Below are 22,943 nucleotides of genomic sequence, written 5' to 3' on the forward strand. Positions count from 1 at the left end.
CCGATGACGGTCGAGCAGGCAGCCCAAGCCCACTACGTGGCGCAGCAGACCGTCGCCCGCGGCACCGTCGAGCAGGCGCAGACGCTGTGGCAGGAGGTCGAGCCCGGTTCGGTCCTGGAATCGTGGCTTGCCGTACTGGGCACGCTGACCGGGGCGGTCACCGCCGGGCAGCTGGCCGCGGCCTCGCTCGCCCAGCCGTACCTGAACGCCGTCTCCTGGCAGCAAGGCTTCCGCCCCACGCCAGAAGGCGCGGTCAACCCTGCGGCGTTCGCCGGGATCGCCTCCAACGGCCTCCCGCTGACCAAGCTGCTCATCCAGCCCGCGCTACGCGTCCTGAGGCTGCTGGCGGGCGGAGCGGACGACCGGATGGCGCTGCTGTCCGGCTTGGCGGCACTGGTGCGGATCGTCGACACCGAGATCACCGACACCGCGCGTGCCGCCGACCAGGTCGGCATCACCGCCAACCGCCGTTGGGTGCGGTACGTGCGGGTGGTGAACCTGCCCGCGTGCGGTCGGTGCATCCTCCTGGCCGGGCAGAGCTACCCCTACTCGACCGGGTTCCTGCGGCATCCGCAGGACGACTGCACGATGGTCCCCCTGCGCGAAGGCGACAGCGAACCACAGTCGCCGAAGGACCTGTTCGAGCGGATGACGCCCGAGCAGCAGGCCAAGGCGTTCACCGTCGCCGGCGCGGAGGCGATCCGGCTGGGCGCAGACCCGGGCAAGGTTGTCCACGCCCGGCGCGGCATGCAGACCGCCGCCGGGCGGCTGGTCACCAGTGAGGGCGTCAGGCACCGCAAGGGTGGCCTGCGCCCGATGCCGGAACAGATCCTCGCCGACGCCGACGGCAACCGTGACAGAGCCATCGAGTTGCTCCGGCGCTTCGGCTACCTCACCTGACCTCCCCGTGCCGCAAGGGCCGGGGCGACCCCGCAACGGGAGACCCATGAACACCGATCGCTGCTGGCTGTTCGACCTGCGCCGCTTCGACGAGCCCGACGAGCCGGACCCTGGCAACCAGGATCCCGACCCAGAGCCCGACCCGGACGACAAGCCGGAACTGGGAGAGAAGGGCAAGCAGGCGCTCGACCGGATGAAGGCCGAACGTAACGCCGCACGCCGCGAACTGGCCGAGAAGACCCGCAAGCTGGCCGAGCTGGAAGACCGCGACAAGTCCGACGCCGAGAAGCTCGCCACCCGAGCTGAGAAGGCCGAGGCGCGGGAGAAGTCGGCGATCCAGCGCGCGGTGAAGGCGGAGGTGAGGGCGCTGGCCGCGGAGGAGTTCCGCGACACCGGCGACGCCGATCTGCTCGGCGACCTGACCAAGTACGTCAACGGCGACGGCGACATCGACCTTGAGGCCATCCAAGCTGACCTGGCCGACCTGCTGGAGCGCAAGCCCCACCTGCGCAAGTCGACCGAGCCGGCGAAGAAGACGCCCAAGCCGGACCCGTCGCAGGGCTCGCGCAAGGAGCCAGGCCCCGTCGACTACCGCACCGCCGACAAGGCCGACGTGGACGCCGAACTCGCGCGACTGGGCGTCCGGTCCTGGTGATCCGTATCCGCGCCCGCCTCGGGCCGGGCCACACCTCCATCGAGGTGGACGGACACGAGGGCCACGCCGAGCAGGGCCGCGTGTGCGCCGCGGTGTCGGCCATCGCGCAGACCGCGCTGCTCGGGCTGGAGGAGATCGCCCGGCAGCATCCGGACCTCGTGTCCATTCAGATCACTGAGGAGAAGTGATGATCAAGACCGCCCGTTGGGCGTTTCAGCTCGACCGCCACGACGTGCGGTCGACCGTCCCCGCTCCGATCCGCGCCATGCTGCAGAACGGCCTGCTCGACCGGGCCTTCCAGGAGGCGCTGCGGCCGGAGTTCCTGTTCCCGGCGATCGCCGACTCCTCGCCGTGGATGGGTGGGCTGGGCGACACCAAGACCTTCACCCGTAAGGGCTTGCTCGCGCCCGTCACCACGCCGATCACCGGTTCCGACCCGTCGGTCGCCACCTACTCGATCGAGCAGTGGTCTGTGACGATGGACCAGTACGCCAACTCGGTCGACACCAACATGCTGATCAGCGCGCACGCGCTGGCCAGCAAGTACGTGGCCGACGTGCAGACGCTCGGCATCAACGCCGGCCAGTCGCTCAACCAGATCGCGCGCAACAAGCTGTACGCCGCCTACGCGGGCGGCCGGACCTGGTGCACCACCGCGGGCGGCTCGGACACCTCGATCATCGTGCAGTCGGTGGCGGGGTTCACCCACGTTATGGTCAACGGCGTGCCCACCCCGGTGTCGGCGTCGAGCCCGCTGAACGTCACTGTCGAGGGCGTCGCCAACACGGTGACCGGCGTCAACACCGGCACGAACACGCTCACCCTCGGCACGGCCCGCGCGGATGTGGTCGGCGACTATCTGATCGCCTCCAACGCGCCTACCACCATCCGGCCGACCGGTGACACTGCCTACGACCTGACCACGTCCAACGTGGCCACCTTCGCCCACTTCCGGGCCGCGGTCACCCGGCTGCGCAAGATGAACGTGCCGACGGTCAACGGCTACTACGTGGCCCATATTGACCCCGACACCGAGGCGCAACTGTTCACCGATTCGGACTTCAAGCAGGCGCTGCAGGGCCGCGTCGACTCCCCGATCTACCGGGACCTCAGCATCGGCAGGTTCGGCGGCATCGACTGGGTCCGCAACAACGAGACGGCGACCCTGCTGGGCGGCACCGGCGGCAACGTCACTGTGCACCGGCCGATCGTGCTGGGCGCCGGCGCGCTCATCGCCTCGCCGTTCTCCGAGACGGGCACCCTGCTGTCCGGTACCGGGGTGGAGGATGTCCCCGACATCTCCATGATCAACGCGGCGCCCGGCGTGGACGTCGCTCTGATCGTCCGCCCGCCGCAGGACCGCCTGCAGCAGAACCTGGCCACCTCGTGGTCGTGGGTGGGCGACTACGGCGTCCCGTCCGACTCGCTGGCCAACAGCGACCCGGCGCTGTTCAAGCGCGGCGTCGTCATCGAGCACGGCTGACGGGGGCCGCGATGCGCATCCGGGCACGCGAACCCCTCAAGACGTACTGGAACTACCAGGTCCACGACCTCGTCGAGGGCCAGGTCGTCAAGGGCGGCCTGGCCGAGCATCTGGCCGGCGACCCACGCGTGGAAGTCCTCGACGAGGAGCCCACCCCGGCCGAGACGCCACGCCGCAAACCGGGCCGAGCCAAGAGCGACGACTGACGGGAGGCCACCGTGTCACTGCCTCCGCTCGCCACGGTGACCGACCTCGAAGACCACCTGCAGACGACTCTGCCGGCCGCTCAGGCCGCGCTCGCTATCAAGCGGGCGTCGGCCCGGGTGCGGGTCTACACCCGGCAGCAGATCACCTTCAGCGCGGGCGACACGATCGAGATTCCGGGCGGAGACCGTGTTCTGAGGGTGCCGCAACGGCCCCTCGTCGTGGACGGCTCCAACCCGCTCACTGTCGTCGAACTCGGCGACTTCGGCAGCACCGACTACACGCTGACCGAAGGCACCGACTTCGAACGGGTCGGCGACCAGCTGACCCGCGGCTACCCCTGGTGGGGGACGACACGGCTCATGGGCTGGCCGTGGAACCGGGTCCGGGGCGTATGGGCGCCTCGGATCCGCCTCACCTACAGCCACGGCTACCACGAGGTGCCCGACGACATCATGGACGTGGTGCTCGCACTGGCCACCACGAACGTGAGCAACCTCCTCGGCCTGCGGTCGGAGTCCATCGACGACTATTCGGTGACCTACGCCACCGAGACGGTCGGCAACGCTCAGCTCAACAAGGATCAGAAGGACGAGCTCCGCGGCTACCGCAAGGGTGCCTTCAGCGTGATGCAGTCGTGAGCGTCGAAGGCGTCCTGGCCGCTGGCCGTACCGCAGCGCTCGCCCTGATGCGAGACATCTGCGCTGTGCAGCGCAAGGACGGCGATCCGGTGCTCAATGAGGACACCGGCCAGCTTGAGCAGCCGTATATGACCGTCTACACCGGCAAGTGCCGGATCAAGCCCCGATCGTCCGGCGAGACCGAGTGGGGCGAGCGGGAAGTCACTCTCGGCCAGTACGTCGCCGTACTGCCGTGGGACGCGGCACCTGCCATCGCCCGGGAAGACCGGCTGACCGTCACCGCCTCCGACGATGCGTGGCTGGTCGGAAGACACCTCGAGGTGATCGCCGTCTCCCTGGCCGGTACAGCGACAGCCAGGAGGCTGCTCGTCGAGGACAAGGAGGGCTGATGGACGATCTCGACGCGTCCGAACTCCTCGCCCTCGCCGCCCAGCTCGACGTGGCCGCGAAGGACGTCGCCAAGCGGGTGTATCCGGTCGTCAAGGATCATGCGCAGGCGTTGCGGGATCAGTGGCGGGACAACGCCAAGGAGACTGTCGGTTCGCACGGTCCTCACTATGTGAAGGCGATCACCGCCGAGCAGGTCCCGGTCACCGAAGAGGTGCTGTGGGAGGTCGGACCTGAGTCCGGTCTGCCGCAGGGCGGGATGGGTCCGGGCTTCGAGTTCGGCTCCCGGAATCAGGCGCCTCACTGGGACGGCACCCGGGCGGCGATCGGCGAGGAGCCGAAGTTCGTCGCGGACATCGACAAGATCGTCCGGGAGCTGCTGTGACGCTTCCCTCTCTGGCACTCGTCAATGGGCTGCTGGCGATGATCCGCGCGAGCGTCCCCGTCACGCTGGCGATCTACTGGGCGCAGGCTCCGCCGGACGCGGCCATGCCGTACGTCGTCATCTACCCGGATGCGGGGATCAAGAGCCCGTTCGAGCGTGACCTACTCAATGGCGGTCCCACCGATCTGCGCTATCAGGTGACCGCGGTCGGGGGCTCACCTGATCAGACGGCCTGGGCGCACGACAAGGTGTCTGCCGTCCTGCTGTCCGGTGTTCCGACCGTGGCCGGACGCCGTGTCTGGCCGGCCATCCAGGAAGGGTCGCAGCCCGTCCGCCGGGACGACACTTCCACGCCGGTCTGGCTGGCCACCTCCCAGTGGCTCAGCCGCTCCGACTGACCTTCACCCTTTCTCGACCTAGCCCGGCACCTCAGCGTGTGCGGGCTCTTTGGCATGCCTGAGGAGAGTCCGCATGGCCACCTACACCGCAGAAGCGATCACGGTCGCGGGGACGGTTCCCACGCCCCGCACCGCCGCTGCTGGCGACAAGCTCACCCCCGACACCAACGCGTTCATCCGCGTCACCAACGGCGGTGGGTCGTCGATGACGATCACGTTCGCCTATCCCGGCGTGAACGCCGATGGCGAGGCGAACCCCGATCCTCAGCGCACGATCGCGGCCGGAGCGACGAAGGGGATCCTCGTCAGCAGCCGGTGGGCCGACCCGGCTGATGGGCTGATCGCTCTCACCTGGTCCTCGACCACGTCCGTGACCTTCACCTACGAGCGGGTGTAGCCGATGGCCCGCCTTCTGGTGCGCGACCGCACCCTGCGCGAGTTCGAGATCGACGAGAGCGCTCTGCCGTTCTGGCAGCACCTCGTCGAGGTTCTGAACCGCATCCCTGAGCCCGGCGATGACCCCGCCGAGCAGCCGGAGGAGTCCGGCGCACCCAAGCCCGTGCGAGCGGCCAAGCGGCCTGCGCAGGATGAAAAGGAGTAGGCCGTGAAGCGCCTTTCTGACGGAAACACCAAGGCCACGTTCGTGCCGAGCGTCGCGTCGCTGTCGGCTCCCACGGTGGCGGAGCTGACGGCGGTGGGCATCGTCGCCTGCGAGACGGTCATCACCGCGACCGGCCTGAAGATCAGCATTGATCAGGGCGAAGTCAAGGGCGACACCCTCGCCTCCACCCAGACGTTCAGCGGCCCTGGTAGGACTGCAGCCAAGATCGACCTGGAGTTCTTCCGCGACGACACCGCCCTGTACGACCGCATGTGGAGTGTCATGACGAACAACACTCCGGGCTTCTTCGTTGTCCGCCGCGGCCTGTCCTACCTGACGCCGTACGCGATCGGGCAGAAAGTCGCCATCTACACCGTCACCTGTGGCGAGCCCAGCGAGATCGCGCCCGAAGCCGAAACGTACGACCGCGCCCAGACCAAGCTGTACCCGTCCGGGCCGTACCTGCGAGAGGCGACCGTCGCGTGAGCAACTCGATCGCTGACCTGCGGGCGAAGGTGCGTCGCCCGGAGAAGAGCGTCGCACTGTGCCTGGCGGGCGACCTCCAGGCACAGTTCGAAGACCTCGAACGGGAGCTCGCGACCGCCCGGGACAGGTCGGCGGGCACCCTGGCGGGCGGCAGCGCGGAAGCGACCGAGATCGCCCAAAAGATCCGGGCACTGGAAGCCGAGATGCAGGAGCACACCGAGGTGTTCCGCTTCAAGGGGCTCACTCGGCGGGAGTACAAGGATCTGGTGGCCGAGCACCCGCCATCGTCGGAGGACGAGGAGAAGGGCAACGACGTCGACTGGGAGACCTTCGGCGTCGGCCTGATCGCGGCCTGCTGCGTCTCGCACCCGATGACGTACGCCGAGGCGGGCGAGCTGGTCGACATCCTGACGGCCGCCCAGTATGGGTCGCTGTTCCAGGCCGCGCAGGCGGTGAATGTGCACGGGTTGGATGTCCCAAAATCGTTCAGCGCCTACGCCGTTCTCCAGGGCTCCAAGAGGAACTCGAGGTAGCCGCGACCTGGGGTGTCCCCAGGTCGAAGCTGCTCGGGCGGCAGGCGCGGGCGGTCACCACCATCCGCCGCGACCCTGGCGGTCAGGTCGAGCAGATCGAAACCGTGTGGGACGCGGAGTGGACGGACGAGGACTACGCCGAAGCCGCTGCCTACCTTCGGTGGAAGAAGGGCAAATGCCCCGGGGGTTGCGACATGGACCTGGTCGACTCGACCGCGATGCGGGATGGCGAGCCGGTCCACCAGTACCGGGTGACGAAGCCGCGGCGGTGCTACGCGTGTGACGCCAAGATCGAGGCGCAGGAGAAGCACTTCGAGAAGGGCACGTATCGCGAGCAGGCCCTGCTGTGGCAGATCGAGCAGGCCACCTGACACGTCAGGGCTTGGGTGTGGGGCAGCCCTTCGCTTCGAACTTGAGCCGATCTTCCTCGGTCTTCGGCGGAGCGCACAGGTCCTTCGAAGTCATGGCGTCCATGTCGTCGATCTCCTTGGAGCGATCGGCGCACAGGTAGCGGACGTCGATCCGAAGGTACTGAAGCTGCCCGTGGTCCTTGAACTGAGCAGCAGTCAGCCCGAAAACGCGCTCGCTCTCAGCGCAGATATCGCGGGCTGAATTCAGATAGGCATTCCAGTCCGCTACGGGATGCCCGAGGGCTGACTCGACTGCGCGCCTATGGGCGGTCTCGTCATAGCTGCTGCCGCAGGCCGCGAGCGTGAGCGCCGCGGCAGCGAGAACAACTGCGTGACGTAACGGCATGAGGGACCTCCCCTGTCTGCGGACCCCCGAGTCGCCGCGAGCATGACACGTTCCAACGCCCCATCTGTTGCATTCGGCTCAACCGTGACCTGACGGACGGGGGTGAACACCCTTGGCCGATCGTTCAGTGAGTATTAGCCTCCGCGCGAAAGTCGCCGACTTCGTCGCGGGGATGGGTCAGGCCAAGCGTTCCACCGAGGACCTGTCCCGTCAGATGGTGCAGACCGGCGCCTACGCCGAGCAGTTCCGCCGACGGCTCGAGGCGGCCACGAAGGCACTGCCGAAGATCGAGATCGACGCCGACAGCACCCCAGCGGAGATCAAGTTCGCCGAGCTGCGGCGGCAGATGGAGACCCTGGCCGACAAGAAGATCGGGATCGACATCGACGCCGCGTCCGCGCAGGCGCAGATTCAGGAGATCGAGCGGGAGCTGGAGAAGCTCCAGCGGCAGTCCGCCACCGTCGATGTGAAGGCCGACATCGGGGCCGCGCTGACCGAGCTCCGGGCCGTCGACGCCGAGGTGTCCAAGCTCAACGGCAAGGACGCCAGAGTCGACGTCGACGCGAACGTGGCCGGAGCGCTGGGCAACATCGCCATGGTCGCGGCTGCCCTGGCGGCGCTGCCGGCGGTGACGACCATCGCGGTGGGCGTGGCCGCTCTCGGGTCGGCGTTCGCGGCTGCTGGCGCGGGCGCGGGTGCGTTCGCGGCGGTCGCCATTCCGTCGCTGACGAGGATCAACACGGCGCTCACCGCGCAGGAGACCGCGGCCCGCAACGCGGGAACCGCGACCGGCGGCGCTGGAAGGTCTGCGGCTCAGGCAGCCCAGCAGGCCATGCAGCTTGAGCAGGCCGAGCAGAGGCTCAAGCAGGCGCAGCAGGACGAGAAGCAGGCACAGGAAGACCTGACGCGGGCGCGAGAGGCCGGACGCCGGGCGCTCGAGGACATGAACTTCTCCCTGGAGAGGTCGATCCTCAGCCAGAAGGACGCCGCGCTCGCCGTACGCGAGGCTCAGCAGCGTCTCGCCGAGGTCCAGGCCGACCCCAAGAGCACGCAGCTCGAGATCGAGCGGGCGATGCTCAACCTGGAAATGGCGCAGGAGCGGTCCCGCGAGCAGGAGGTCAAGACTCAGCGGGCCCGCAAGGACACCGCCGAAGCGAACAAGGCCGGGGTGAAGGGCACCAAGGAGTACCAGGATGCCGTCACCAAGCTGAAGGAAGCCCAGGAGAAGGTCGCGCAGGCGGAACAGCAGCTGAAGATCGCCCACCTGCAGCAGCAGCAAGCCATGTCGGGCGGCGGCGGCGCGGCCAACAAGCTCAAGGACGCGTTCGCCGGCCTGTCCAAGCAAGAGCGTGAGCTGGCGAAGGATCTCAAGGGCGCCAAAGACGAGTACCTCAAGTGGCAGGTCAGCCTGCAGTCCGCCACGTTCCCCGCCATCAGCGGGGCGCTCAACCTGATGACCTCGCAGCTTCCGCGGCTGACGCCGATGGTGACTGGTGCGGCCGGAGCCTTCCAACTGCTGGAGAGGGACGCTCAGAAGGCCCTTGCGGGCCCGTTCTGGTCGCAGTTCCTGGCCAACCTCACCCACCAGATCCCTACGGCGATCGTCGGGCTCGGCCGCTCTTTCGGCAACATCACGACAGGCGTCGCCGGCGTCATCAACGCGTTCTTGCCGTTCGTCCCGACGATCGTCGGAGGCATTCAGAAGGCCAGCCAGGCGTTTGCCGAGTGGGGCCAGAAACTGAAGGACAGCCCTGAGTTCCACTCCTTCATCAACTGGGTGAAGGCGGAGGCTCCGGTTGTCTGGGAGCTGATCAAGAACGTGGCCCAGTCGATCGGCAACATCGTGACCGGGCTCGCCCCGCTGGGGACGACTTCCCTGGCCGGGCTGAACCTGCTCTCCTCGATCGTCAAGGGCATGGATCCCGGGCAGATCCAGCTTGTCGCCCTGGCGGTCGCCGCGGTGTACACCGCCGTCAAGGCCGGTCAGGCGATCTCAGCCGGCGCCGAAGCGCTCAGCGTTCTCAAGGCAAAGATCTCCGGCGTCGGCGACGTGGCGGGCACCACGAAGACCAAGCTCGGCGGGATGGCCAGCTCGCTCGCGAGCGGCGGCCCGTGGGGCGTCGCCATTGGGTTGGGTGTAGCTGCGCTCGGTCTGTTCGCTTCCAAGCACGCCGAGGCCGAGCAGCGGGTCCGTGATCTGACGGAGGCCATCAAGGCTGACTCGGGCGCTCTCGGTGAGAACACCCGTAACAGAGTGATCAACACCTTGTCCACCGAGGGTTACCTGAAGAAGGCAGCAGACCTGGGCATCTCGGTGAGGACCTTCACCGACGCAGCTCTGGGTAACCGGGATGCGCTGGCGCAGGTCAACGCTCAGCTTGAGGCCACCGCCACGCGGATGACTGCAGTCGGCGGGCGTGGCGCCTCCACGAGTACGCAGTGGAAGGGCCTTACTGCCGACGCGCAGAAGCTGAAGGACGCCCTCGGCGACACCAACAGCGAGCTCGGTCAGGCGGTTGAAGCGCACCGCCTGGAGGCCGAAGCTGCCGGCAAGACCGGCACCACCGCCACCACGGCCGGGAGCGCCATCTCAACGATGGGCGGCAAGGCAGCGGTCACGACTGGCCAGGTGACAAGCCTTCGCGATGAGCTGGACAAGCTGACTGGCGCGAACTTCAACGCCGAGCAGGCCAACATCTCCTACCACTCGGCGCTGACCAGGGCGACCGAGGCGGCCAAGGAGAACGGCCGGACCATGGACCAGAACAAGCAGGCTTACTGGAACAACAGGTCCGCCCTGGTCGACCTTGCCCGGTCGTCGAACGACGTCCGCAAGGCGATGGAGGAGCAGCAGGTCCCCATGGCGCTGGTGAACGAGAAGGCCCGCGAGCAGCGGGACGCGTTCATCCAAGTGGCCGAAAAAATGGGCTACACGAAGGGTGAGGCCAAGAAGCTGGCCGACCAGATGGGGCTCATCCCGTCGAAGGTGGAGACCAAGGTCGACGCCCCGGGCATGCCGCGGACCAAGGAGGAGTTCGAGAAGCTCGCTACCCAGATCGGGATCAGCAAGAAGCGGGCCGACGAACTGTGGGAGAAACTGCAGGAGATGGACGGCAAAACCGTCCACATCACCATCGAGCAGCGGATCACACAGAACAACAAGACGGCAGAAGCCCGCGGCACCGCTATGGGCAGCATCGACCGCTACGCGGCGGGCGGCATCACGACGATGTCCGGAGGCGGGCTGCGTCCTCAACCGCCACACATCGTGTCCAAGCCGACCATTCTGTACGGCGAGGGCAGCACCGGGGCTGGCGCGACCGAGGCGTTCATTCCATATGAAAGCCGGTATCGGCCGAGGGCGATCCAGCTTCTCGGCGAGGTGGCGGCCGACTTCGGGCTCGAGGTGTACAACGCCCAGGCCGCGAAGCGGGTCGACTCGCTGGGTGGACAGATCAAGGAAGCACAGGCCGGGATCACCTCGTCCAGCAACAGGAGCCGGTCGTCTAGCTCGGGCAAGGGCAAGAGCAGCGGGACAGGCCGGGCTAGCCAGGGCGAACGAGCGGTGCCGCCCCCGCCAAAGACGGCGCTTGAGAAGCCGGTCGTGATCACTGCTGACCGGGTCTCTCCGTTGTACGGCGGCGGCGACACCTACGTGACCACGTCGGCGCCTCAGCAGCTGATCTCCGGCCGCACCACGTCGTGGCCGTCCGGCGGAGACGCCGGCGGGTCAGCACCTCCACCCGCGGTGGTCAACCGGACAGTGAACTTCCCGGACATGGTGGTCCGGGAGTCGGTCGACGCGGACGTGGTGTTCGCCAAGGCCGGCATGTTCCTCAACTCGCGCTAACCCGCCTTCTCACACATCAACCAGTTAGGAGGCGGGCTTCGGCATGCCTTGGGATCCATCTAGCGGCCAGACGTTCGGCGAGTGGATGCGTGATGGCGCTCCACTCGGCGAGGGCCGTACCGCGGACGTGGTGGTCGGGGAGCGGACATGGGCCACCCGCGACCAGGTGGAGGAGGGCCGCACCGAAGAGGGCGGCCGGTACAAGGCCGTACGCGATCAGAACGGCCACCACGTCATCGAAGAGACGCGACCGTCTGGTGAGCTCCGCCAGCACGTCCAGATCAACCTTTAGGGAGCGTGCATGGCTCTTAGCCAAGACGCATGGTTTAACGACAGCTACGTCAAGACCATGCGCCAGACGGTCACCATTGATCTTGGCAACACGACGCCGGGCACTTTTAAGGGCGCGTTGTGGACCGGGAGCGTCACCCCGGACTTCTCACAGTCCAACCCCGCCTACGGAACGTCGCCTTGGAACAGCGGGGAGACGTCGGGGCCTGGCTATTCGGCTGGCGGCAACTCGCTGACGGTAATCAGCTTCGCGGAGCTGGCTGGGATCGCAAACAAGGTCGGCTGGCGGTTCAACTCCACCTCGTGGACGTCAGCCACGATCTCCGCTGACGGGCTGCTGATCTACGCGCCCGGCATTTCAAACCGCGCCTTCCTGCTGCGGTACTTCGGCCAGACGTACACGAGTAGCAACGGCACCTTCGGTCTTGCCTGGGACTCAACCGGGGCGTGGCGGACCGTGCTTCGCGCCACCCCGTGACCTGAGCTCCATCCATTCTCGGCCTCGCCTCGGCGGGGCTTTTTGCATGAAAGGGGCCAGGTCAGATGGCTCTGTATTGGGCTGCCTCCGGGGCGATGGCCACCACCTCCCAGCTCGCCACCGTCACCACCACGACGACGCTGAAGACCCTGCTGCAGATCGCCAGCCCGTCTACGCGGGTGCTGCGCATCGTGGAGTGGGGCATTTCGTTCGACGGAAGCGCCGCGGCGACGCCGATCGCGTGCGAGTTGATCCAAACCGATGTGGCGGCGACGGTGACGGCGCACGTCAGTGCTGGCGTTCAGCCGTTCGATGATCCGAACGCGCCTGCCTCGCTGGTGCAGTTGGGGACGTCGCTATCTGGCTACAACGCCTCCGTAGAGGGGACGACAACAGCAACCCGTACGGCCGACGTTCAGTTGGTGTCGCCGACCACGTCGTTTGTGCGCCAGTGGCCGTTGGGTAGGGAATTCGTCCTGCCTCCGTCGAAGTTCCTGCGGGTGCGGGTCAAGGCCACCGGCACCGGCGTGAATGCCTACGCCTACGTGGTGTGGAGCGAGTCGTAGATGGCGCTGGCGATCGACTCGTCCACGCCCGCCATCGCCCAGGCTGACAACACCTGCACGACGGCGTCGTTCACCGCTCCGGACAGTTCGCTGCTGGTGGCGCTGTGCATGTGCAACTCGGGCAGCGGTTCCACGAACTCGGTTTCGAACTCTGGGACGGCGTTGACGTGGACGCAGTGGGTGAACCATCAGGCGGGTGAGGATTCGGGTGCCTTCAACGCCACGGTGAAGATCTTCACCGCGCCGGCGGCGACGTCGGCTGCGCGGACGGTCACTCTCACCACGAGCGGCAGCGGCTACACCGCCCTGAAGGTTCTCGTGTTCACTGGGGCCGACCTGAACGCACCGGTCGGCGCGACGGGTGAAGGGCATTCGAGCACTGCGGCGATCACGCCGAACGTGTACACGTCGACTGTCGCGAACTCGAGGTGTGTCGGCATCGGCTCCGACTCCACCAGCTTCAACAGCCCCACCACGACCGATGTCGGATTCACGTACTCCAACATCTTCCCGCAGATGTCCGGCTTGGCCGCCTACAAGTCGTCCGACACGGCAACGGCCGGCAGCACGGTGACGCTCAACTTCGACGGCACCGGCAACTCCCGGACGTGGAACTGGGTGGCCGCCGAGATCTTGCCGCTGGTGCCGCCGCTGCCTCGTCCCGGGCTGATGCTCGGCCAGGCGATCAACCGCGCCGCCTACTACTGATAGGGGGCGTGGATGGCCCGTCTCGGCCGTAGCCAGCCGATCCCGGTAACCGTCCGGGGCCGCCTCACCTACACCCTGGTCGATCTGACGCTACCTGCGTTTGAGAGCGTGTCGGAGTGGCCGACGGTCACGGTCACCTCGCCGGACGTCAACCTCAATCTCGGCCCATTCGAGTCGGTCAGCGAGTGGCCGGCGCTGTCGTTCACGATCGATCGCAACCTGACGCTGCCGCCGTTCGAATCGATCTCCGAATGGCCGGCGCTGACGGTGTCGGTGCCGGTCAAACCCGGCGACGCGCTCACGGGCGCGGACGGCGAGATCGACTTCAACGGCACTCTGTGGGGTCCGAGCACCAGTTACAAGGTTCAGATCCCGGTCGAGGGCTGGCTCGGGCTGCCGTCCGTCGACAACCTGAATGTGGAGCGGCCGACCTGGCACGGCGCGTGGGATGCCCGCAAGTTGGCCCAGCAGCGGATTGTCACGTTGCGGATCCAGGTCGATTCGGCGACTGACCCGTCTGATGTGGAGACGCTGCTGCGGCAGGTCATCGCGGTGACCGGCTTGCAGGACGACGAGACGCCGCTGCCGCTGGTGGTCAAGGGCTACGGGCCGCCCAGCCTCGCCATGGGGCAGGTTGTGGACCGGCGCCTCGACATGGACGGCGACTACAACGCCGGCCTACCCACGGCGATGGTGCTGGTGGCGTGCGCCGATCCGCGACGGTACGGGCTGGACCTGCGAGGCGTCACCGTCCCGGTGAACAGCCCGATCGCGCTGGCCAACCCGGGCAACACCGCCGCCCACCCGTTCATCCGCTTGGAGGGCCCGGTCACCAACCCGGTCCTGACCAACCAGCGGCTCAACCGGACCTTGCAGTTCAACCTGACCGTTGCTGACGGCGAGGCACTGGAGATCGACACCTTCTACAGCACCGCCACGATCAACGGCGTGTCCAAAATGTCCACGCTGACCGGCACGTTCGTCCCGGTGCACGACTTCGTCCTATCGGCGGGCGCGGACACGATCTCCTACACCGCTACCTCCGGTGGCTCTCAGGGCGTCGACTTCATCTGGCGAGACGCCACGATCTGACCGCAGGGCGGGGGTGGCCGATGCCCGCACTCGTCCGCTCCGTTCAGGCCAGCACCGTGCACGGCCCGTCCGGTACAGCATCCAGGGGCGCGGCTCAGCCGGGAGACCTGCTGCTGGCCTGGCAGTCAGCCGACTCGGGCGGACACAGCGCCATCCAACTGTCCGGCAGCTGGACCGTCCTGGACGAGTACGGCGGCGGGTTCTGGCCCGGCAGTGGCGGCAACAACTGGTCAGGCATCACCCTGTGGACGCGTACCTGCGCCGCTGGCGAGCCGACCAGCTACACGGTCTCCCAGGGCTCGGTCGCCGACGGCGTGATTGTCATCGCCGCCATCAGCGGCGCGGTCGCGGCCAGCCTCGTGGTCGCGCACAGCTCCAGCAAGATCGCGCCCACGGCCACTCCTTCATCCGCGGACGGGCTGGAGCTCAGGTACTGCTCCGGGGTTCCATCGCCGCCTACCGGTGGAGCCGTGTCCTGGTCGACGCCGTCTGGGTACACGGTGGAGACGGCAGCCCAGTCCGGCAACTTCACGTCCGGCGTGCTGGTCTCCAAGCCGATCATCTCCACGTTGGCGGTGGGCGAGGTCGGGTTTGCCTCGGCGCAGATCGTCGCCGCGGGCTCGTTCACGGTGCTGATTGCGGCTTCGGCCGCCAGTGGTGGCGAGCCTCCGCAACCGCCGGTTGTGCAGCCTTTCGCGCCCGGCAAGGGTTCCAGCCTCTACCGGTATGTGTTCACCCGCCTGCTGGACCGCACCTACCTGGGCGACTTGGACCTGGTCGGCGTCTCGTTCGACAAGCGGATCCTCCAAGCGGGCCAGTTCAGCGCGACGATCCCGATCCCGTCCCGCAGGGTCGGCGACCAGGTGGCGGAGATCATCCCGCGCGACGAGACCTACCTTGACCGCGGCCCAGGCGTGATCACCTGCCAGATCTACCGCGAGGGCGCACCCTGGGGCGAGTACTGGATCACCGCAGCCCAGCCCGCCCGCAGCAGGCGCGGCACGCCCGCCATCCAGTTGCGCGGCAGCACTCTGGACGCCTACCTGGCGCACGTCGAGATCCAATCCGATCTGCCGTTCTCGGCTGTTGACCAGATTGAGATCGCCCGCGGCCTCCTCGTCCACATGCAGGGCCGCCCCCACGCCAACATCGGGCTCAACCTCCAGACAGGCACGTCCGGCGTACCGCGCGACCGCACCTACCTCGCATCCGAGGGCGGCACCTACGGGCAGCGCCTCACAGAGCTGGCCCAGGTCGACAACGGCTTCGAGTGGTCGATCAACCTCGAGGTCATCAACGGCGCGCTACAGCGCCGCTGGGTGTGGGGCTACCCGCAGCTCGGCACGCTCGATCCGCCGCCGCACCTGTTCTCCGACGGACGCAACGGCGGCGACATCCTCGAATGGTCCGAGGAGATCGACGCCCTCCGCGGCGCGACCAGGTGGCGGGCCCGCGGCGAATCCGCTGGCGACGCCTCCACCACCGGCAGCAGCCTGATCTCGACCGCGCATGAGGCGACCGACCACCTCGCCGCAGGCTGGCCGAGGATCGACCGCACCCTGTCCTACAGCACGGTCAGCGTGTTGCAGACGCTGGAGGATTACGCCGCCTTCTGGGCAGCCCGAGCATCCGGCGCTCTGAGGGTGGACCAGGTGACGGTGACGTTTGGCCAGCTTCCGTCGTTGACACCGAACAACCTGGGTGACGCGGCGCGGCTGTACTTCAACAACGAGTGGCACCTGCCGCACTGGCGGACCCGCCGCATCATCGGCATCGCCATCACGCCCACCAGCCGCACCGACGGCAAAGAACAGGCCCGCCTCGTACTCGAAGGGACGGAGGTCCCAGGTGCCTGACGTCTATCCCGCCGATCTGCTGGCCGAGATCCGCGACCTGAAGAGGCGCGTCGAACAACTCGAAGCCTCACGCGGATCGCTGACCGCCGCGTCCAAGGGCTGGCTGATGTCCGATATGGCGATCCCGTCCGTGTCGTCGGGCCAGATCCAGATCGGGTGCAACGGCGGCGATTTCTACGTCAAGACGTCCTCGACCGTCAAGCGCATCCCTGGCGTCGCCGCATCGGTGGCCGCGGTCTCAACTACGGACGCCGGATCTACCTACACCACCAGCGTACAGACGCTGATCAACGAGCTGAAGACGAAGCTGAACGCCTTCATCAGCAACAACAAGTCCGCTGGGCAGATGCAAGGCCCATGATCGTGGCCGCCCGCGCGGGGCCTGCGCTGTCAGCCCCACATGGTGAGGGATGCGCGGGCGGCCACCAGCACCATGCACATCTATCGAGGAGCTGGTTTGAACATGTCCGCCGGAGAGCCGACTCTTGGCGAGGTCGCCCGCACGTTGGAGAGGTTCGAGCGGACCACCGACGCACGGTTCGGCGACCTGGTGACCTCGATCAGCCTGATGGTGACCCGCGACCTGTACGAGGCGCACCGGACCGAGTACCGCGACGACATCACCCAGCTGCGCGAGGAACTGAAGGCCGAACGTGAGCATGTCCGCGAAGAGCTGAAGGCCGACCGCGACCGTAAGGCGTCAGACCGGCGGATGGTCGTAGGCGCCCTCATCAGCGCGGGCCTGGCCGTCGTCGTAGCCATCATCACCACCTGGCTGAAGCTGCAAGGAGGCTGACATGCCCGGACTGGACGCGATGATCAAGGCCGCTTCGGGTGAAATCGCCTACCGCGAATCCGGCACCAACTTCACCCACTACAACCGCTGGCTCGGCAAGCTGCCCGGCTATCCGCACGACGGGTACGGCTACCCGTGGTGCTCGAGCTTCCTGTCCTGGTGCCTGAACGCCTCCGGCAACGCCGGCGCGGGCCCCAAGACCGCGGGCTGCGAGACGGGCGTCGCCTGGTTCAAGGCGCGTCACCGCTTCTACAGGACACCCGAGCCAGGCGACTTCGTCTACTACGGCCCTGGCGGCGGCACACACGTCGAACTCGTGGTGGAGGTCACCAGGACGTCGATCACGACGATCGGCGGCAACACCTCCGGCAGCCTCGACGGCCGGTACTTCAACGGCGACGGCGTCTACCGCAAGACCGTCGACCGGGACAGCCCCCGCATCTACGGCTACGGACGCCCCGACTACCCGGCCGCCGCGCCAGGCAAGACGCCGGCCCCGGCCAAGCCGAAGCCCGAGCGTGACAACACCACGGAGGCCATCGTGAAGAAGCTCCCGCTACTCAAGCAGGGCGACGAGGGCTGGCACGTGAAAACCATGCACTACCTGCTGGCCGCCCGCGGGTACGCGGTCCTGCCGGGCGTGGACGACACCCAGTTCACCAGCTCCCACGTGGTCGCTCTCAAGCACTTCCAGGACGGCGTCGGCCTGCCGCAGACCGGCACGACCACGCCCGACACGTGGGCGGCCCTGCTGAAGGTCGCCTGATCGTGGACGGCCTCCACTCGCTGATCGGGCTGTACGTGACTCGTACTGCTTCTGAACTTTCTACCGACCCTGAGGAGGGCCACATGAAGATCGGCTCGTATGCCAAGGCCGTCGTCGCCGCAGTCTCGGCGGGCATGGCATCCTTCGTCACAGCCGCCGGCGACGGCGTCGTCAACACCGGCGAGTGGGTGACCGTCGCCCTGGCCGTGGTCGGCGCCCTCGGCATCACCTACGTGGTGCCCAACAGCGAGAAGTCCGAGTCGCGCCAGCGCTACTGACCCTTGAACTTGTACGGCTAGCGCGAGGCCGTACAAGCGCCCTCCCCGGGCGCCGAAGAGCCTCCGTCCTCCTTCGGGAGGGCGGAGGCTCTTTTTCGCGTGCCCGAAGATCTACTCTCCGCTCTCTGGCGGCTTCACGAACGTGCCCCGCCCCGGCAGGGTCGCCACCAGGCCGCGGTCCCGCAGCTCCTCGGTGGCCCGCCGGATCGTGCCGAGCGCCGCCCCGTACTCCTGCGACAGGGCCCGCTCGCCGGGTAGCGGCATATTGGGCTTGAAATGGCCTGCCTTGATGCGGAGCGCGATGTGGTCTGCGATCGCGGCATACCGGTAGGCGATGCCAACGGTGTCAGGGTCCCACTCGGGCACGACGATCTCCTCTGCCATACAGATCACGCTACGGCGGCCCTGAGCTGCACAAACACTCAGGTAGCGGCATAGCGCTGTACAGCGCGTCATACCGCGTCATACGATCCGGGCATGACCCTCCAAGTGCCTGACGTGTACCAGTGCACGGTGCGGCGTCTCCCTGATGGCCAGTTCAAGATCACTCACAATCAGACCGGGGACGTCGAGATCGCCCGCGACGAGCGGGATGCACAGGTCAAGGGCATCCTCTTGCGGACCGCGGCGGCTATGGGTCTGGAGATCCCGTTCACGACTGGGGACTTGGCGTCGTGACAGCTCCAGCCCCATCTGCAGGGACATACGAGGCGCGCAAGGCACCGGACGGACTCTTCTACATCTACCGCAACGGCGCCCGGCACTCCTCCAGCGGGATAGAGCCAATCGACTACTTCGAGGAAGTCGCCATATACGTCCTGGTCGCCTTGCTCAACGAGGATCGTCGATTCCGGCTGCCGCAGCACATGCTGACCCTGGCCTCCGAGGTCGGCATCCCCGCCGAGCGGCTGAGGAACGACCTCCTCAAGACCGCGTACCACCTCATGCGCCGCTTCACTTTCGGGGATGCGGCGGCACCTCGATAGACGGCCTGGCCCCTGCCGCTTTCGCGGGCCAGGTGTGGCAGGCCCCCGCCCCAAGACTTGGAGGGTCTCCGGGGCGGGGGCCTGTGTATTTCCCGCGAATATGACTAATCAGCCTGCATGCGTCGGATGTTGCGTTCGGTGATGAAGTGCTCTAGGCCATGCATCTCGGCGTCCTCATAGTCGCCGCGGGCGCTGGCATCGATCTCCCGGCACATGGACTCGAATGACTCCTTGCTGAGCTGCTTGATCTTCGCCTCCTTGGACAGCTTCGCCTTGGCTGCAGCGACAGCCTTCTTCTTCGAACCGAACATGGTGATCTCTCCTTCTCGGTGAGGGGCCCTATCGGCCGCGGATCTCTCCGGCCCGGCCGCAGCGCGGGCAGGGCCGGTAACGCCATGGCATGAGCCATGACCGGATGACGCCGGCGCCGTGGCAGTGCGGGCACTGGCGTAGCGGGTGGCGGGCGCGCGTCCTCCACAGCAGCCACACGATCACTGCGGCTGTGAGGAGCGCCGCGATCACCTCCATGACGGCCTCCTTTCGAGCCCTGCCGGGCAGTGATGGACGGAGTTAGATCGCCGGATACGAGTTAGATCGGTAACTCCCAACCAGCGGAGGTGTAACCAACGGCCCGACCTGCGGAAAGTTAGGTCCGGAGGCGAGTTAGCCCGTGCTTGGAAACGCCTCCAGCAGGGCTGTGGAGGCGTGTTTCGCGGGGCGGGGCGAGCTAACTTAACCCGGCTCATTCGTCACGCTCCCGCCGCGCCAGAGCCTCCCGCACCGACTGCGGAGAGACGGGCCACCGGTTACCGGTCGAGGGCACCTTCACCCCCATCTCGGACAGCTGCGCCCGCAGCTCCTTACCGGTCAGCGACCGGTACGGCAACCAGCTCGGCGCCAGCCTGGCCAGCAGCGCGGGCAGGTCAGCGACCGGGACCGGGTCGACACCCATGACCGTGTCTACGTCCGCGAGCAGGTCCCGCACCTGCAGCCCGCCACCCAGCGCCCGCCGGGCGCTCGAGAGGCCGTCCTGGAGCTTCAGCGCCCGCTCCACGACAGGGGTGACCTCGTCCACGCCTGAGCCCTTGGCGATGTAGTAGCTGCGCAGCAGGCCTGGCTTGGACTGGAAGCCGCGGGCCATGCAGGTGCCGATGTCGCCGGGTCCCTCGGCCGTCTTGGGCTCGAGGTCGACGGCGGAGATGCCGGCCTTGTAGGAGCCGGTGCCGAGGATGGCGTCGTTGCTGCGCTGGTCGCCGATCGCGAAGCACGCCTTGTTCGAGGTGACGGCCATCAGGCGGCGCGGCAGCGACGTGCTGGACGGTTCGGGCGTCGCCCACACGAATGTCACCGCGTACTTGCGCGCCACGCTGATCGTCTTCACCGCGAGGTCGGCGGCTTCCTCGCCCAGCAGCGGATGCATGAACAGGCCCTGGCACTCGTCGACCACGACAATGCGGGGGCGTAGCCGTTCGTCTTTCTCGGCGAGGTTGCGGTTGACGGCGCGCTCGCCGTGCTCCTGCAGCGCCTGCCCGCGGATGGTCAGGTCGGCGTGGATGTCGCGCAGGGTGTCCATGCAGGCGGCCACGACATCGTCTCCAGGCCCGGCCAGCAGGGTGGCCAGCCTCGGCCGCATCGGGTCGTAGTCGGCGTTCGTGGCCAGCACGAACGTGTCGATGACCACCAGCGGGTCGAGCATCGCGCCCAGCAGCAGAGTGATGATGAGCGTGCTCTTGCCGCTGCCCATCATCCCGGCCACCGCGTAGTTGGCCTCGAACAACCGGCCAAACACCACGTCGCCGCGGATGTCGATGGTCAGCGGAACGCCTTTGAAGTAGTCGGTGGTGCCCTCGGTGAGCAGCGGCCACGCCGGGACCGGCCCGGACAGTGATCCCTGGTCGGCGACCCACAGATCCAGGATGCCGGGCTGCGTCTTGGGCTCGGTCGGCCACACCTCGACGGCGTGCCTGACCAGGTTGTGCGCCAGCACCTTCTTCTTCTGGGTGATCATCTCGACAGTGACGCCCGGCGGTAGCTGCAGCTGCGTGCGGTACCCCTTGCCGTCGCGCTGCGTGGGCAGCACCACCCGCGCCCGCCACCCGGCCTTGAACGCCTTGTTCAGCGGGGCGATGGGCAGGTTGCGCAGCGCCTCGAGGATCGCGCCCTCGTCTGGCACCACCTGGCGGCCTTCGGACTGTTCCTGGGGCTTGACCAGCCAGCGCGGCGGCTCGGCCCGCCGCCGCCCTTCCCGCCACCCTGCCAGCAGCAGCAGCGCCGGCAGCGCGACAACTAGCACGCTCCATGCCAGGTGCAGGGCGCTGATCAGCCAGCGGACGACCCCGGCCGCCCACGCCCAGACGTCGCCGAACTCTCCCGCTCCCGTCCCCGCGACCAGGATCGAGACCACCAGCAGCAAGACGATGACGCCGGCGACTATGAAGGCCGTCGCCTTGGCCAGCCCGACCACCAGCAGCGGCAACTCCATCAGCTTGGCGTGCCGCCGATCGGCCGCATGCTGCCTGCGGTCCATCCACGCAGCCAGCGCCTCAGCGTCGCCCGTCGCCTGCGCGATACGGATCTGCTGCCGGTAGACGCCCAGCGTCAGCCCGTCCCATGCCCTGACCAGCCACGAGTGCCAGCCCTGCAGCACGGTCACCGCGGCGCCGGTCACGCCGCGCCCGGCACGCCGCGCCTGCTCCGAGCGTGGTGCGTGAGCCAGGCGGCCGACAACGCGCACGGTGATGTCCCGGCTCCGCCGTACGGGAGTCTGGACCGGCTGGTCATCTTCCTCGACGAGCTCGGCGTCCACGATCTCCTCGACCGGCTCGATGTCGTCGTCAGTCGGCATGGCCAACTCCCCGCCCGGCTCGACGCCGGGCAGGTCCGTGAGTCTCCCGGTGTCGGGAACGTTCACCGCGATACCTGGACGAGCTGCCCGAGGTAGGTCTGCAGCCGCCGGGCCCGATCTGTACCTACCGACATCTCGTCCTTGATCGTCCGGACGGTTGGAAGCTCGCCACCGACGAGGTCCGGCAGATAGCGGCTGAGCGCCACCGGGCCGAGCGGGTCGTCCTGCTCCGACTCCGTACCGGGCTGTTCCTGGTGGGAGAACACGGGCTCGACGGGAGCCAGTGTCGGCCCTGACTCACCGGTCAGGTCATGGCCATTGACCTGCGGAGGTACATCGTGGATCGGGTCAGGTACAGCGGGCGGGATCTCCGCCGCGGCGGCGACCGTCACCGGCTCCGCGACAGTAGGCAAGGGGGTCTCAGCGACCCTCTCGGCCTCCACCGCGACGGGCGCCACCACCGGCTCAGGTACAGCAGGTACAACGACGGCCACGGGCTCGATCTCATCCCGCGCGGCCACGCTCAGGAGGTGCGCCAGGCCGCCGAGCGCCACTGGCGGGACGATGCTGACCGCGACCACGAGCACCCACGCTGAGCTGCCGAGCACGATCACGTGCGCCTCGATCAGGTGGTACACGGCGTTGGCGAGCACCGACACAGCGACGGCGGCGAGCGCATGCCCGAACGCCTGCTTGCGCACCTCCGCCGAGTACCGCGCCTTGTTCGTCGCGATCCGGGTCGCGCCCACACCGTAGGCGTCGACCGTGAGCGGGAGCAGCCACGACAGGTGCAGGTCCGCCGTGTCGAACACGGTGACGAACGCGCGCCAGCCGGCGAGCTCGCCGAGCCCGGATTGTGCGGTGAACGACGCGATGACGGTCGAGGTGGCTACGGCCAGGACCGTGACGATGAGGATCCAGTCGCGCTTCACGAGCGCCGAATCCGTAGGGTTGGGCATCAGATCCACTCCTGGTCTTGCAGGGGATGGGTTGAGGTCCCCG

At 67.6% G+C, this 22,943-nt stretch carries 33 protein-coding genes; 27 read left to right on the forward strand and 6 right to left on the reverse strand.

All coding sequences use genetic code 11. From position 1 onward, the window contains the following. The first annotated feature begins 3 nt into the window (after positions 1 to 3). The 14 genes from KIK09_RS26685 (at position 4) to KIK09_RS26750 (ending at position 7,044) form a co-directional block, all read left to right on the forward strand. Positions 4 to 900, forward strand: coding sequence for a VG15 protein (locus KIK09_RS26685; RefSeq protein WP_214322078.1), 897 nt, complete (start codon positions 4 to 6; stop codon positions 898 to 900). 46 nt (positions 901 to 946) lie between these two features. Next, on the forward strand, positions 947 to 1,555 hold the full coding sequence (locus KIK09_RS26690) for a hypothetical protein (protein WP_214322079.1): 609 nt from the start codon (positions 947 to 949) through the stop codon (positions 1,553 to 1,555). After that, complete coding sequence (locus KIK09_RS26695; protein ID WP_214322080.1) at positions 1,552 to 1,743, forward strand: ribosomal-processing cysteine protease Prp; 192 nt, start codon at positions 1,552 to 1,554, stop codon at positions 1,741 to 1,743. The genes KIK09_RS26690 and KIK09_RS26695 overlap by 4 nt, the downstream gene beginning before the upstream one ends. Further along, entirely contained in the window at positions 1,743 to 3,038 is a 1,296-nt protein-coding gene (locus KIK09_RS26700; protein WP_214322081.1) for a major capsid protein, read from the forward strand. The genes KIK09_RS26695 and KIK09_RS26700 overlap by 1 nt, the downstream gene beginning before the upstream one ends. Positions 3,039 to 3,049: 11 nt before the next feature. After that, a complete protein-coding gene (locus KIK09_RS26705) occupies positions 3,050 to 3,244 on the forward strand; it encodes a hypothetical protein (RefSeq protein WP_214322082.1) in 195 nt (64 codons plus the stop codon). A 12-nt stretch (positions 3,245 to 3,256) separates the two neighbouring features. Next, positions 3,257 to 3,883 (forward strand): head-tail connector protein, encoded by a 627-nt coding sequence (locus tag KIK09_RS26710; protein WP_214322083.1) that lies wholly within the window; start codon positions 3,257 to 3,259, stop codon positions 3,881 to 3,883. Continuing rightward, positions 3,880 to 4,272 (forward strand): DUF6093 family protein, encoded by a 393-nt coding sequence (locus tag KIK09_RS26715; protein ID WP_214322084.1) that lies wholly within the window; start codon positions 3,880 to 3,882, stop codon positions 4,270 to 4,272. The genes KIK09_RS26710 and KIK09_RS26715 overlap by 4 nt, the downstream gene beginning before the upstream one ends. Then, entirely contained in the window at positions 4,272 to 4,655 is a 384-nt protein-coding gene (locus tag KIK09_RS26720) for a hypothetical protein (protein ID WP_214322085.1), read from the forward strand. Before KIK09_RS26715 ends, KIK09_RS26720 begins: the two co-directional genes overlap by 1 nt. Next, positions 4,652 to 5,053, forward strand: a complete 402-nt coding sequence (locus KIK09_RS26725; RefSeq protein WP_214322086.1) for a hypothetical protein — start codon at positions 4,652 to 4,654, stop codon at positions 5,051 to 5,053. Before KIK09_RS26720 ends, KIK09_RS26725 begins: the two co-directional genes overlap by 4 nt. A 73-nt stretch (positions 5,054 to 5,126) precedes the next feature. Beyond that, positions 5,127 to 5,450 (forward strand): hypothetical protein, encoded by a 324-nt coding sequence (locus tag KIK09_RS26730; protein ID WP_214322087.1) that lies wholly within the window; start codon positions 5,127 to 5,129, stop codon positions 5,448 to 5,450. A 3-nt stretch (positions 5,451 to 5,453) separates the two neighbouring features. After that, positions 5,454 to 5,654: a hypothetical protein gene (locus KIK09_RS26735; protein WP_214322088.1), complete on the forward strand. Its 201-nt coding sequence runs from the start codon at positions 5,454 to 5,456 to the stop codon at positions 5,652 to 5,654. 3 nt (positions 5,655 to 5,657) lie between these two features. Next, positions 5,658 to 6,140, forward strand: a complete 483-nt coding sequence (locus KIK09_RS26740) for a phage tail tube protein (RefSeq protein WP_214322089.1) — start codon at positions 5,658 to 5,660, stop codon at positions 6,138 to 6,140. Continuing rightward, on the forward strand, positions 6,137 to 6,673 hold the full coding sequence (locus KIK09_RS26745) for a hypothetical protein (protein ID WP_214322090.1): 537 nt from the start codon (positions 6,137 to 6,139) through the stop codon (positions 6,671 to 6,673). The genes KIK09_RS26740 and KIK09_RS26745 overlap by 4 nt, the downstream gene beginning before the upstream one ends. 194 nt (positions 6,674 to 6,867) lie before the next feature. After that, on the forward strand, positions 6,868 to 7,044 hold the full coding sequence (locus tag KIK09_RS26750; RefSeq protein WP_214322091.1) for a hypothetical protein: 177 nt from the start codon (positions 6,868 to 6,870) through the stop codon (positions 7,042 to 7,044). Between the two features lie 4 nt (positions 7,045 to 7,048). Here the strand turns inward: KIK09_RS26750 and KIK09_RS26755 are convergent, their stop codons facing one another. After that, entirely contained in the window at positions 7,049 to 7,429 is a 381-nt protein-coding gene (locus KIK09_RS26755; RefSeq protein WP_214322092.1) for a hypothetical protein, read from the reverse strand. A 127-nt stretch (positions 7,430 to 7,556) separates the two neighbouring features. Between KIK09_RS26755 and KIK09_RS26760 the strand changes: the two genes are divergently transcribed. The 11 genes from KIK09_RS26760 to KIK09_RS26810 all read left to right on the forward strand — a co-directional run bounded on the left by KIK09_RS26760 (position 7,557) and on the right by KIK09_RS26810 (position 18,110). Further along, the gene (locus KIK09_RS26760; RefSeq protein ID WP_214322093.1) at positions 7,557 to 11,279 is read left to right on the forward strand and encodes a hypothetical protein; all 3,723 of its coding nucleotides are present in this window, start codon (positions 7,557 to 7,559) and stop codon (positions 11,277 to 11,279) included. 43 nt (positions 11,280 to 11,322) lie between these two features. Next, positions 11,323 to 11,571, forward strand: a complete 249-nt coding sequence (locus tag KIK09_RS26765; protein WP_214322094.1) for a hypothetical protein — start codon at positions 11,323 to 11,325, stop codon at positions 11,569 to 11,571. A 9-nt stretch (positions 11,572 to 11,580) separates the two neighbouring features. Then, positions 11,581 to 12,048 carry a hypothetical protein gene (locus KIK09_RS26770; protein ID WP_214322095.1) on the forward strand — a complete coding sequence of 156 codons (468 nt, stop codon included), beginning with the start codon at positions 11,581 to 11,583 and terminating at the stop codon, positions 12,046 to 12,048. 95 nt (positions 12,049 to 12,143) lie between these two features. Then, positions 12,144 to 12,614: a hypothetical protein gene (locus KIK09_RS26775; protein WP_214322096.1), complete on the forward strand. Its 471-nt coding sequence runs from the start codon at positions 12,144 to 12,146 to the stop codon at positions 12,612 to 12,614. Then, positions 12,615 to 13,322, forward strand: coding sequence for a hypothetical protein (locus KIK09_RS26780; RefSeq protein ID WP_214322097.1), 708 nt, complete (start codon positions 12,615 to 12,617; stop codon positions 13,320 to 13,322). Positions 13,323 to 13,334: 12 nt separating this feature from the next. After that, complete coding sequence (locus KIK09_RS26785; RefSeq protein WP_214322098.1) at positions 13,335 to 14,414, forward strand: phage distal tail protein; 1,080 nt, start codon at positions 13,335 to 13,337, stop codon at positions 14,412 to 14,414. A gap of 20 nt (positions 14,415 to 14,434) precedes the next feature. Further along, positions 14,435 to 16,270, forward strand: a complete 1,836-nt coding sequence (locus tag KIK09_RS26790) for a hypothetical protein (RefSeq protein WP_214322099.1) — start codon at positions 14,435 to 14,437, stop codon at positions 16,268 to 16,270. Beyond that, positions 16,263 to 16,631: a hypothetical protein gene (locus KIK09_RS26795; RefSeq protein WP_214322100.1), complete on the forward strand. Its 369-nt coding sequence runs from the start codon at positions 16,263 to 16,265 to the stop codon at positions 16,629 to 16,631. The genes KIK09_RS26790 and KIK09_RS26795 overlap by 8 nt, the downstream gene beginning before the upstream one ends. A 102-nt stretch (positions 16,632 to 16,733) precedes the next feature. After that, the gene (locus tag KIK09_RS26800; protein WP_214322101.1) at positions 16,734 to 17,066 is read left to right on the forward strand and encodes a hypothetical protein; all 333 of its coding nucleotides are present in this window, start codon (positions 16,734 to 16,736) and stop codon (positions 17,064 to 17,066) included. A gap of 1 nt (position 17,067) precedes the next feature. Beyond that, positions 17,068 to 17,832: a CHAP domain-containing protein gene (locus KIK09_RS26805; protein WP_214322102.1), complete on the forward strand. Its 765-nt coding sequence runs from the start codon at positions 17,068 to 17,070 to the stop codon at positions 17,830 to 17,832. A gap of 83 nt (positions 17,833 to 17,915) precedes the next feature. Beyond that, entirely contained in the window at positions 17,916 to 18,110 is a 195-nt protein-coding gene (locus tag KIK09_RS26810; RefSeq protein ID WP_214322103.1) for a hypothetical protein, read from the forward strand. A gap of 111 nt (positions 18,111 to 18,221) precedes the next feature. Here KIK09_RS26810 and KIK09_RS26815 read toward each other — a convergent pair whose 3' ends face one another. Continuing rightward, entirely contained in the window at positions 18,222 to 18,494 is a 273-nt protein-coding gene (locus KIK09_RS26815) for a winged helix-turn-helix domain-containing protein (RefSeq protein ID WP_214322104.1), read from the reverse strand. Between the two features lie 93 nt (positions 18,495 to 18,587). On the opposite strand from KIK09_RS26815, the gene KIK09_RS26820 reads away from it, so the two are divergent. Together KIK09_RS26820 and KIK09_RS26825 are read left to right on the forward strand one after the other, a co-directional pair. Then, the gene (locus tag KIK09_RS26820) at positions 18,588 to 18,788 is read left to right on the forward strand and encodes a hypothetical protein (RefSeq protein ID WP_214322105.1); all 201 of its coding nucleotides are present in this window, start codon (positions 18,588 to 18,590) and stop codon (positions 18,786 to 18,788) included. Continuing rightward, the gene (locus tag KIK09_RS26825) at positions 18,785 to 19,096 is read left to right on the forward strand and encodes a hypothetical protein (protein WP_214322106.1); all 312 of its coding nucleotides are present in this window, start codon (positions 18,785 to 18,787) and stop codon (positions 19,094 to 19,096) included. The genes KIK09_RS26820 and KIK09_RS26825 overlap by 4 nt, the downstream gene beginning before the upstream one ends. Before the next feature lie 104 nt (positions 19,097 to 19,200). On the opposite strand, the gene KIK09_RS26830 is transcribed toward KIK09_RS26825, so the two are convergent. From KIK09_RS26830 to KIK09_RS26845, 4 genes are all read right to left on the reverse strand, one after another. Further along, complete coding sequence (locus KIK09_RS26830; protein WP_214322107.1) at positions 19,201 to 19,407, reverse strand: hypothetical protein; 207 nt, start codon at positions 19,405 to 19,407, stop codon at positions 19,201 to 19,203. A 28-nt stretch (positions 19,408 to 19,435) separates the two neighbouring features. After that, entirely contained in the window at positions 19,436 to 19,624 is a 189-nt protein-coding gene (locus KIK09_RS26835) for a hypothetical protein (protein ID WP_214322108.1), read from the reverse strand. Between the two features lie 214 nt (positions 19,625 to 19,838). Beyond that, positions 19,839 to 22,007, reverse strand: coding sequence for a hypothetical protein (locus KIK09_RS26840; RefSeq protein ID WP_214322109.1), 2,169 nt, complete (start codon positions 22,005 to 22,007; stop codon positions 19,839 to 19,841). After that, on the reverse strand, positions 22,004 to 22,900 hold the full coding sequence (locus KIK09_RS26845; protein ID WP_214322110.1) for a hypothetical protein: 897 nt from the start codon (positions 22,898 to 22,900) through the stop codon (positions 22,004 to 22,006). The genes KIK09_RS26840 and KIK09_RS26845 overlap by 4 nt, the downstream gene beginning before the upstream one ends. Positions 22,901 to 22,943: the final 43 nt, after the last annotated feature.

Source organism: Nonomuraea sediminis (assembly GCF_018531495.1).
In the GTDB taxonomy this organism is placed as follows: domain Bacteria; phylum Actinomycetota; class Actinomycetes; order Streptosporangiales; family Streptosporangiaceae; genus Nonomuraea; species Nonomuraea sediminis.

Bases quoted from the DNA above. Each gene is read 5' to 3' on its own strand.
- KIK09_RS26785 (WP_214322098.1), top strand. From the start codon at position 13,335: ATGGCCCGTCTCGGCCGTAGCCAGCCGATCCCGGTAACCGTCCGGGGC.
- KIK09_RS26705 (WP_214322082.1), top strand. From the start codon at position 3,050: ATGCGCATCCGGGCACGCGAACCCCTCAAGACGTACTGGAACTACCAG.
- KIK09_RS26690 (WP_214322079.1), top strand. From the start codon at position 947: ATGAACACCGATCGCTGCTGGCTGTTCGACCTGCGCCGCTTCGACGAG.
- KIK09_RS26770 (WP_214322095.1), top strand. From the start codon at position 11,581: ATGGCTCTTAGCCAAGACGCATGGTTTAACGACAGCTACGTCAAGACC.
- KIK09_RS26845 (WP_214322110.1), bottom strand. From the start codon at position 22,900: ATGCCCAACCCTACGGATTCGGCGCTCGTGAAGCGCGACTGGATCCTC.
- KIK09_RS26755 (WP_214322092.1), bottom strand. From the start codon at position 7,429: ATGCCGTTACGTCACGCAGTTGTTCTCGCTGCCGCGGCGCTCACGCTC.
- KIK09_RS26835 (WP_214322108.1), bottom strand. From the start codon at position 19,624: ATGGAGGTGATCGCGGCGCTCCTCACAGCCGCAGTGATCGTGTGGCTG.
- KIK09_RS26735 (WP_214322088.1), top strand. From the start codon at position 5,454: ATGGCCCGCCTTCTGGTGCGCGACCGCACCCTGCGCGAGTTCGAGATC.
- KIK09_RS26830 (WP_214322107.1), bottom strand. From the start codon at position 19,407: ATGTTCGGTTCGAAGAAGAAGGCTGTCGCTGCAGCCAAGGCGAAGCTG.
- KIK09_RS26790 (WP_214322099.1), top strand. From the start codon at position 14,435: ATGCCCGCACTCGTCCGCTCCGTTCAGGCCAGCACCGTGCACGGCCCG.
- KIK09_RS26800 (WP_214322101.1), top strand. From the start codon at position 16,734: ATGTCCGCCGGAGAGCCGACTCTTGGCGAGGTCGCCCGCACGTTGGAG.
- KIK09_RS26775 (WP_214322096.1), top strand. From the start codon at position 12,144: ATGGCCACCACCTCCCAGCTCGCCACCGTCACCACCACGACGACGCTG.
- KIK09_RS26820 (WP_214322105.1), top strand. From the start codon at position 18,588: ATGACCCTCCAAGTGCCTGACGTGTACCAGTGCACGGTGCGGCGTCTC.
- KIK09_RS26810 (WP_214322103.1), top strand. From the start codon at position 17,916: ATGAAGATCGGCTCGTATGCCAAGGCCGTCGTCGCCGCAGTCTCGGCG.
- KIK09_RS26750 (WP_214322091.1), top strand. From the start codon at position 6,868: ATGGACCTGGTCGACTCGACCGCGATGCGGGATGGCGAGCCGGTCCAC.
- KIK09_RS26780 (WP_214322097.1), top strand. From the start codon at position 12,615: ATGGCGCTGGCGATCGACTCGTCCACGCCCGCCATCGCCCAGGCTGAC.
- KIK09_RS26730 (WP_214322087.1), top strand. From the start codon at position 5,127: ATGGCCACCTACACCGCAGAAGCGATCACGGTCGCGGGGACGGTTCCC.
- KIK09_RS26720 (WP_214322085.1), top strand. From the start codon at position 4,272: ATGGACGATCTCGACGCGTCCGAACTCCTCGCCCTCGCCGCCCAGCTC.
- KIK09_RS26700 (WP_214322081.1), top strand. From the start codon at position 1,743: ATGATCAAGACCGCCCGTTGGGCGTTTCAGCTCGACCGCCACGACGTG.
- KIK09_RS26815 (WP_214322104.1), bottom strand. From the start codon at position 18,494: ATGGCAGAGGAGATCGTCGTGCCCGAGTGGGACCCTGACACCGTTGGC.
- KIK09_RS26805 (WP_214322102.1), top strand. From the start codon at position 17,068: ATGCCCGGACTGGACGCGATGATCAAGGCCGCTTCGGGTGAAATCGCC.
- KIK09_RS26765 (WP_214322094.1), top strand. From the start codon at position 11,323: ATGCCTTGGGATCCATCTAGCGGCCAGACGTTCGGCGAGTGGATGCGT.
- KIK09_RS26685 (WP_214322078.1), top strand. From the start codon at position 4: ATGACGGTCGAGCAGGCAGCCCAAGCCCACTACGTGGCGCAGCAGACC.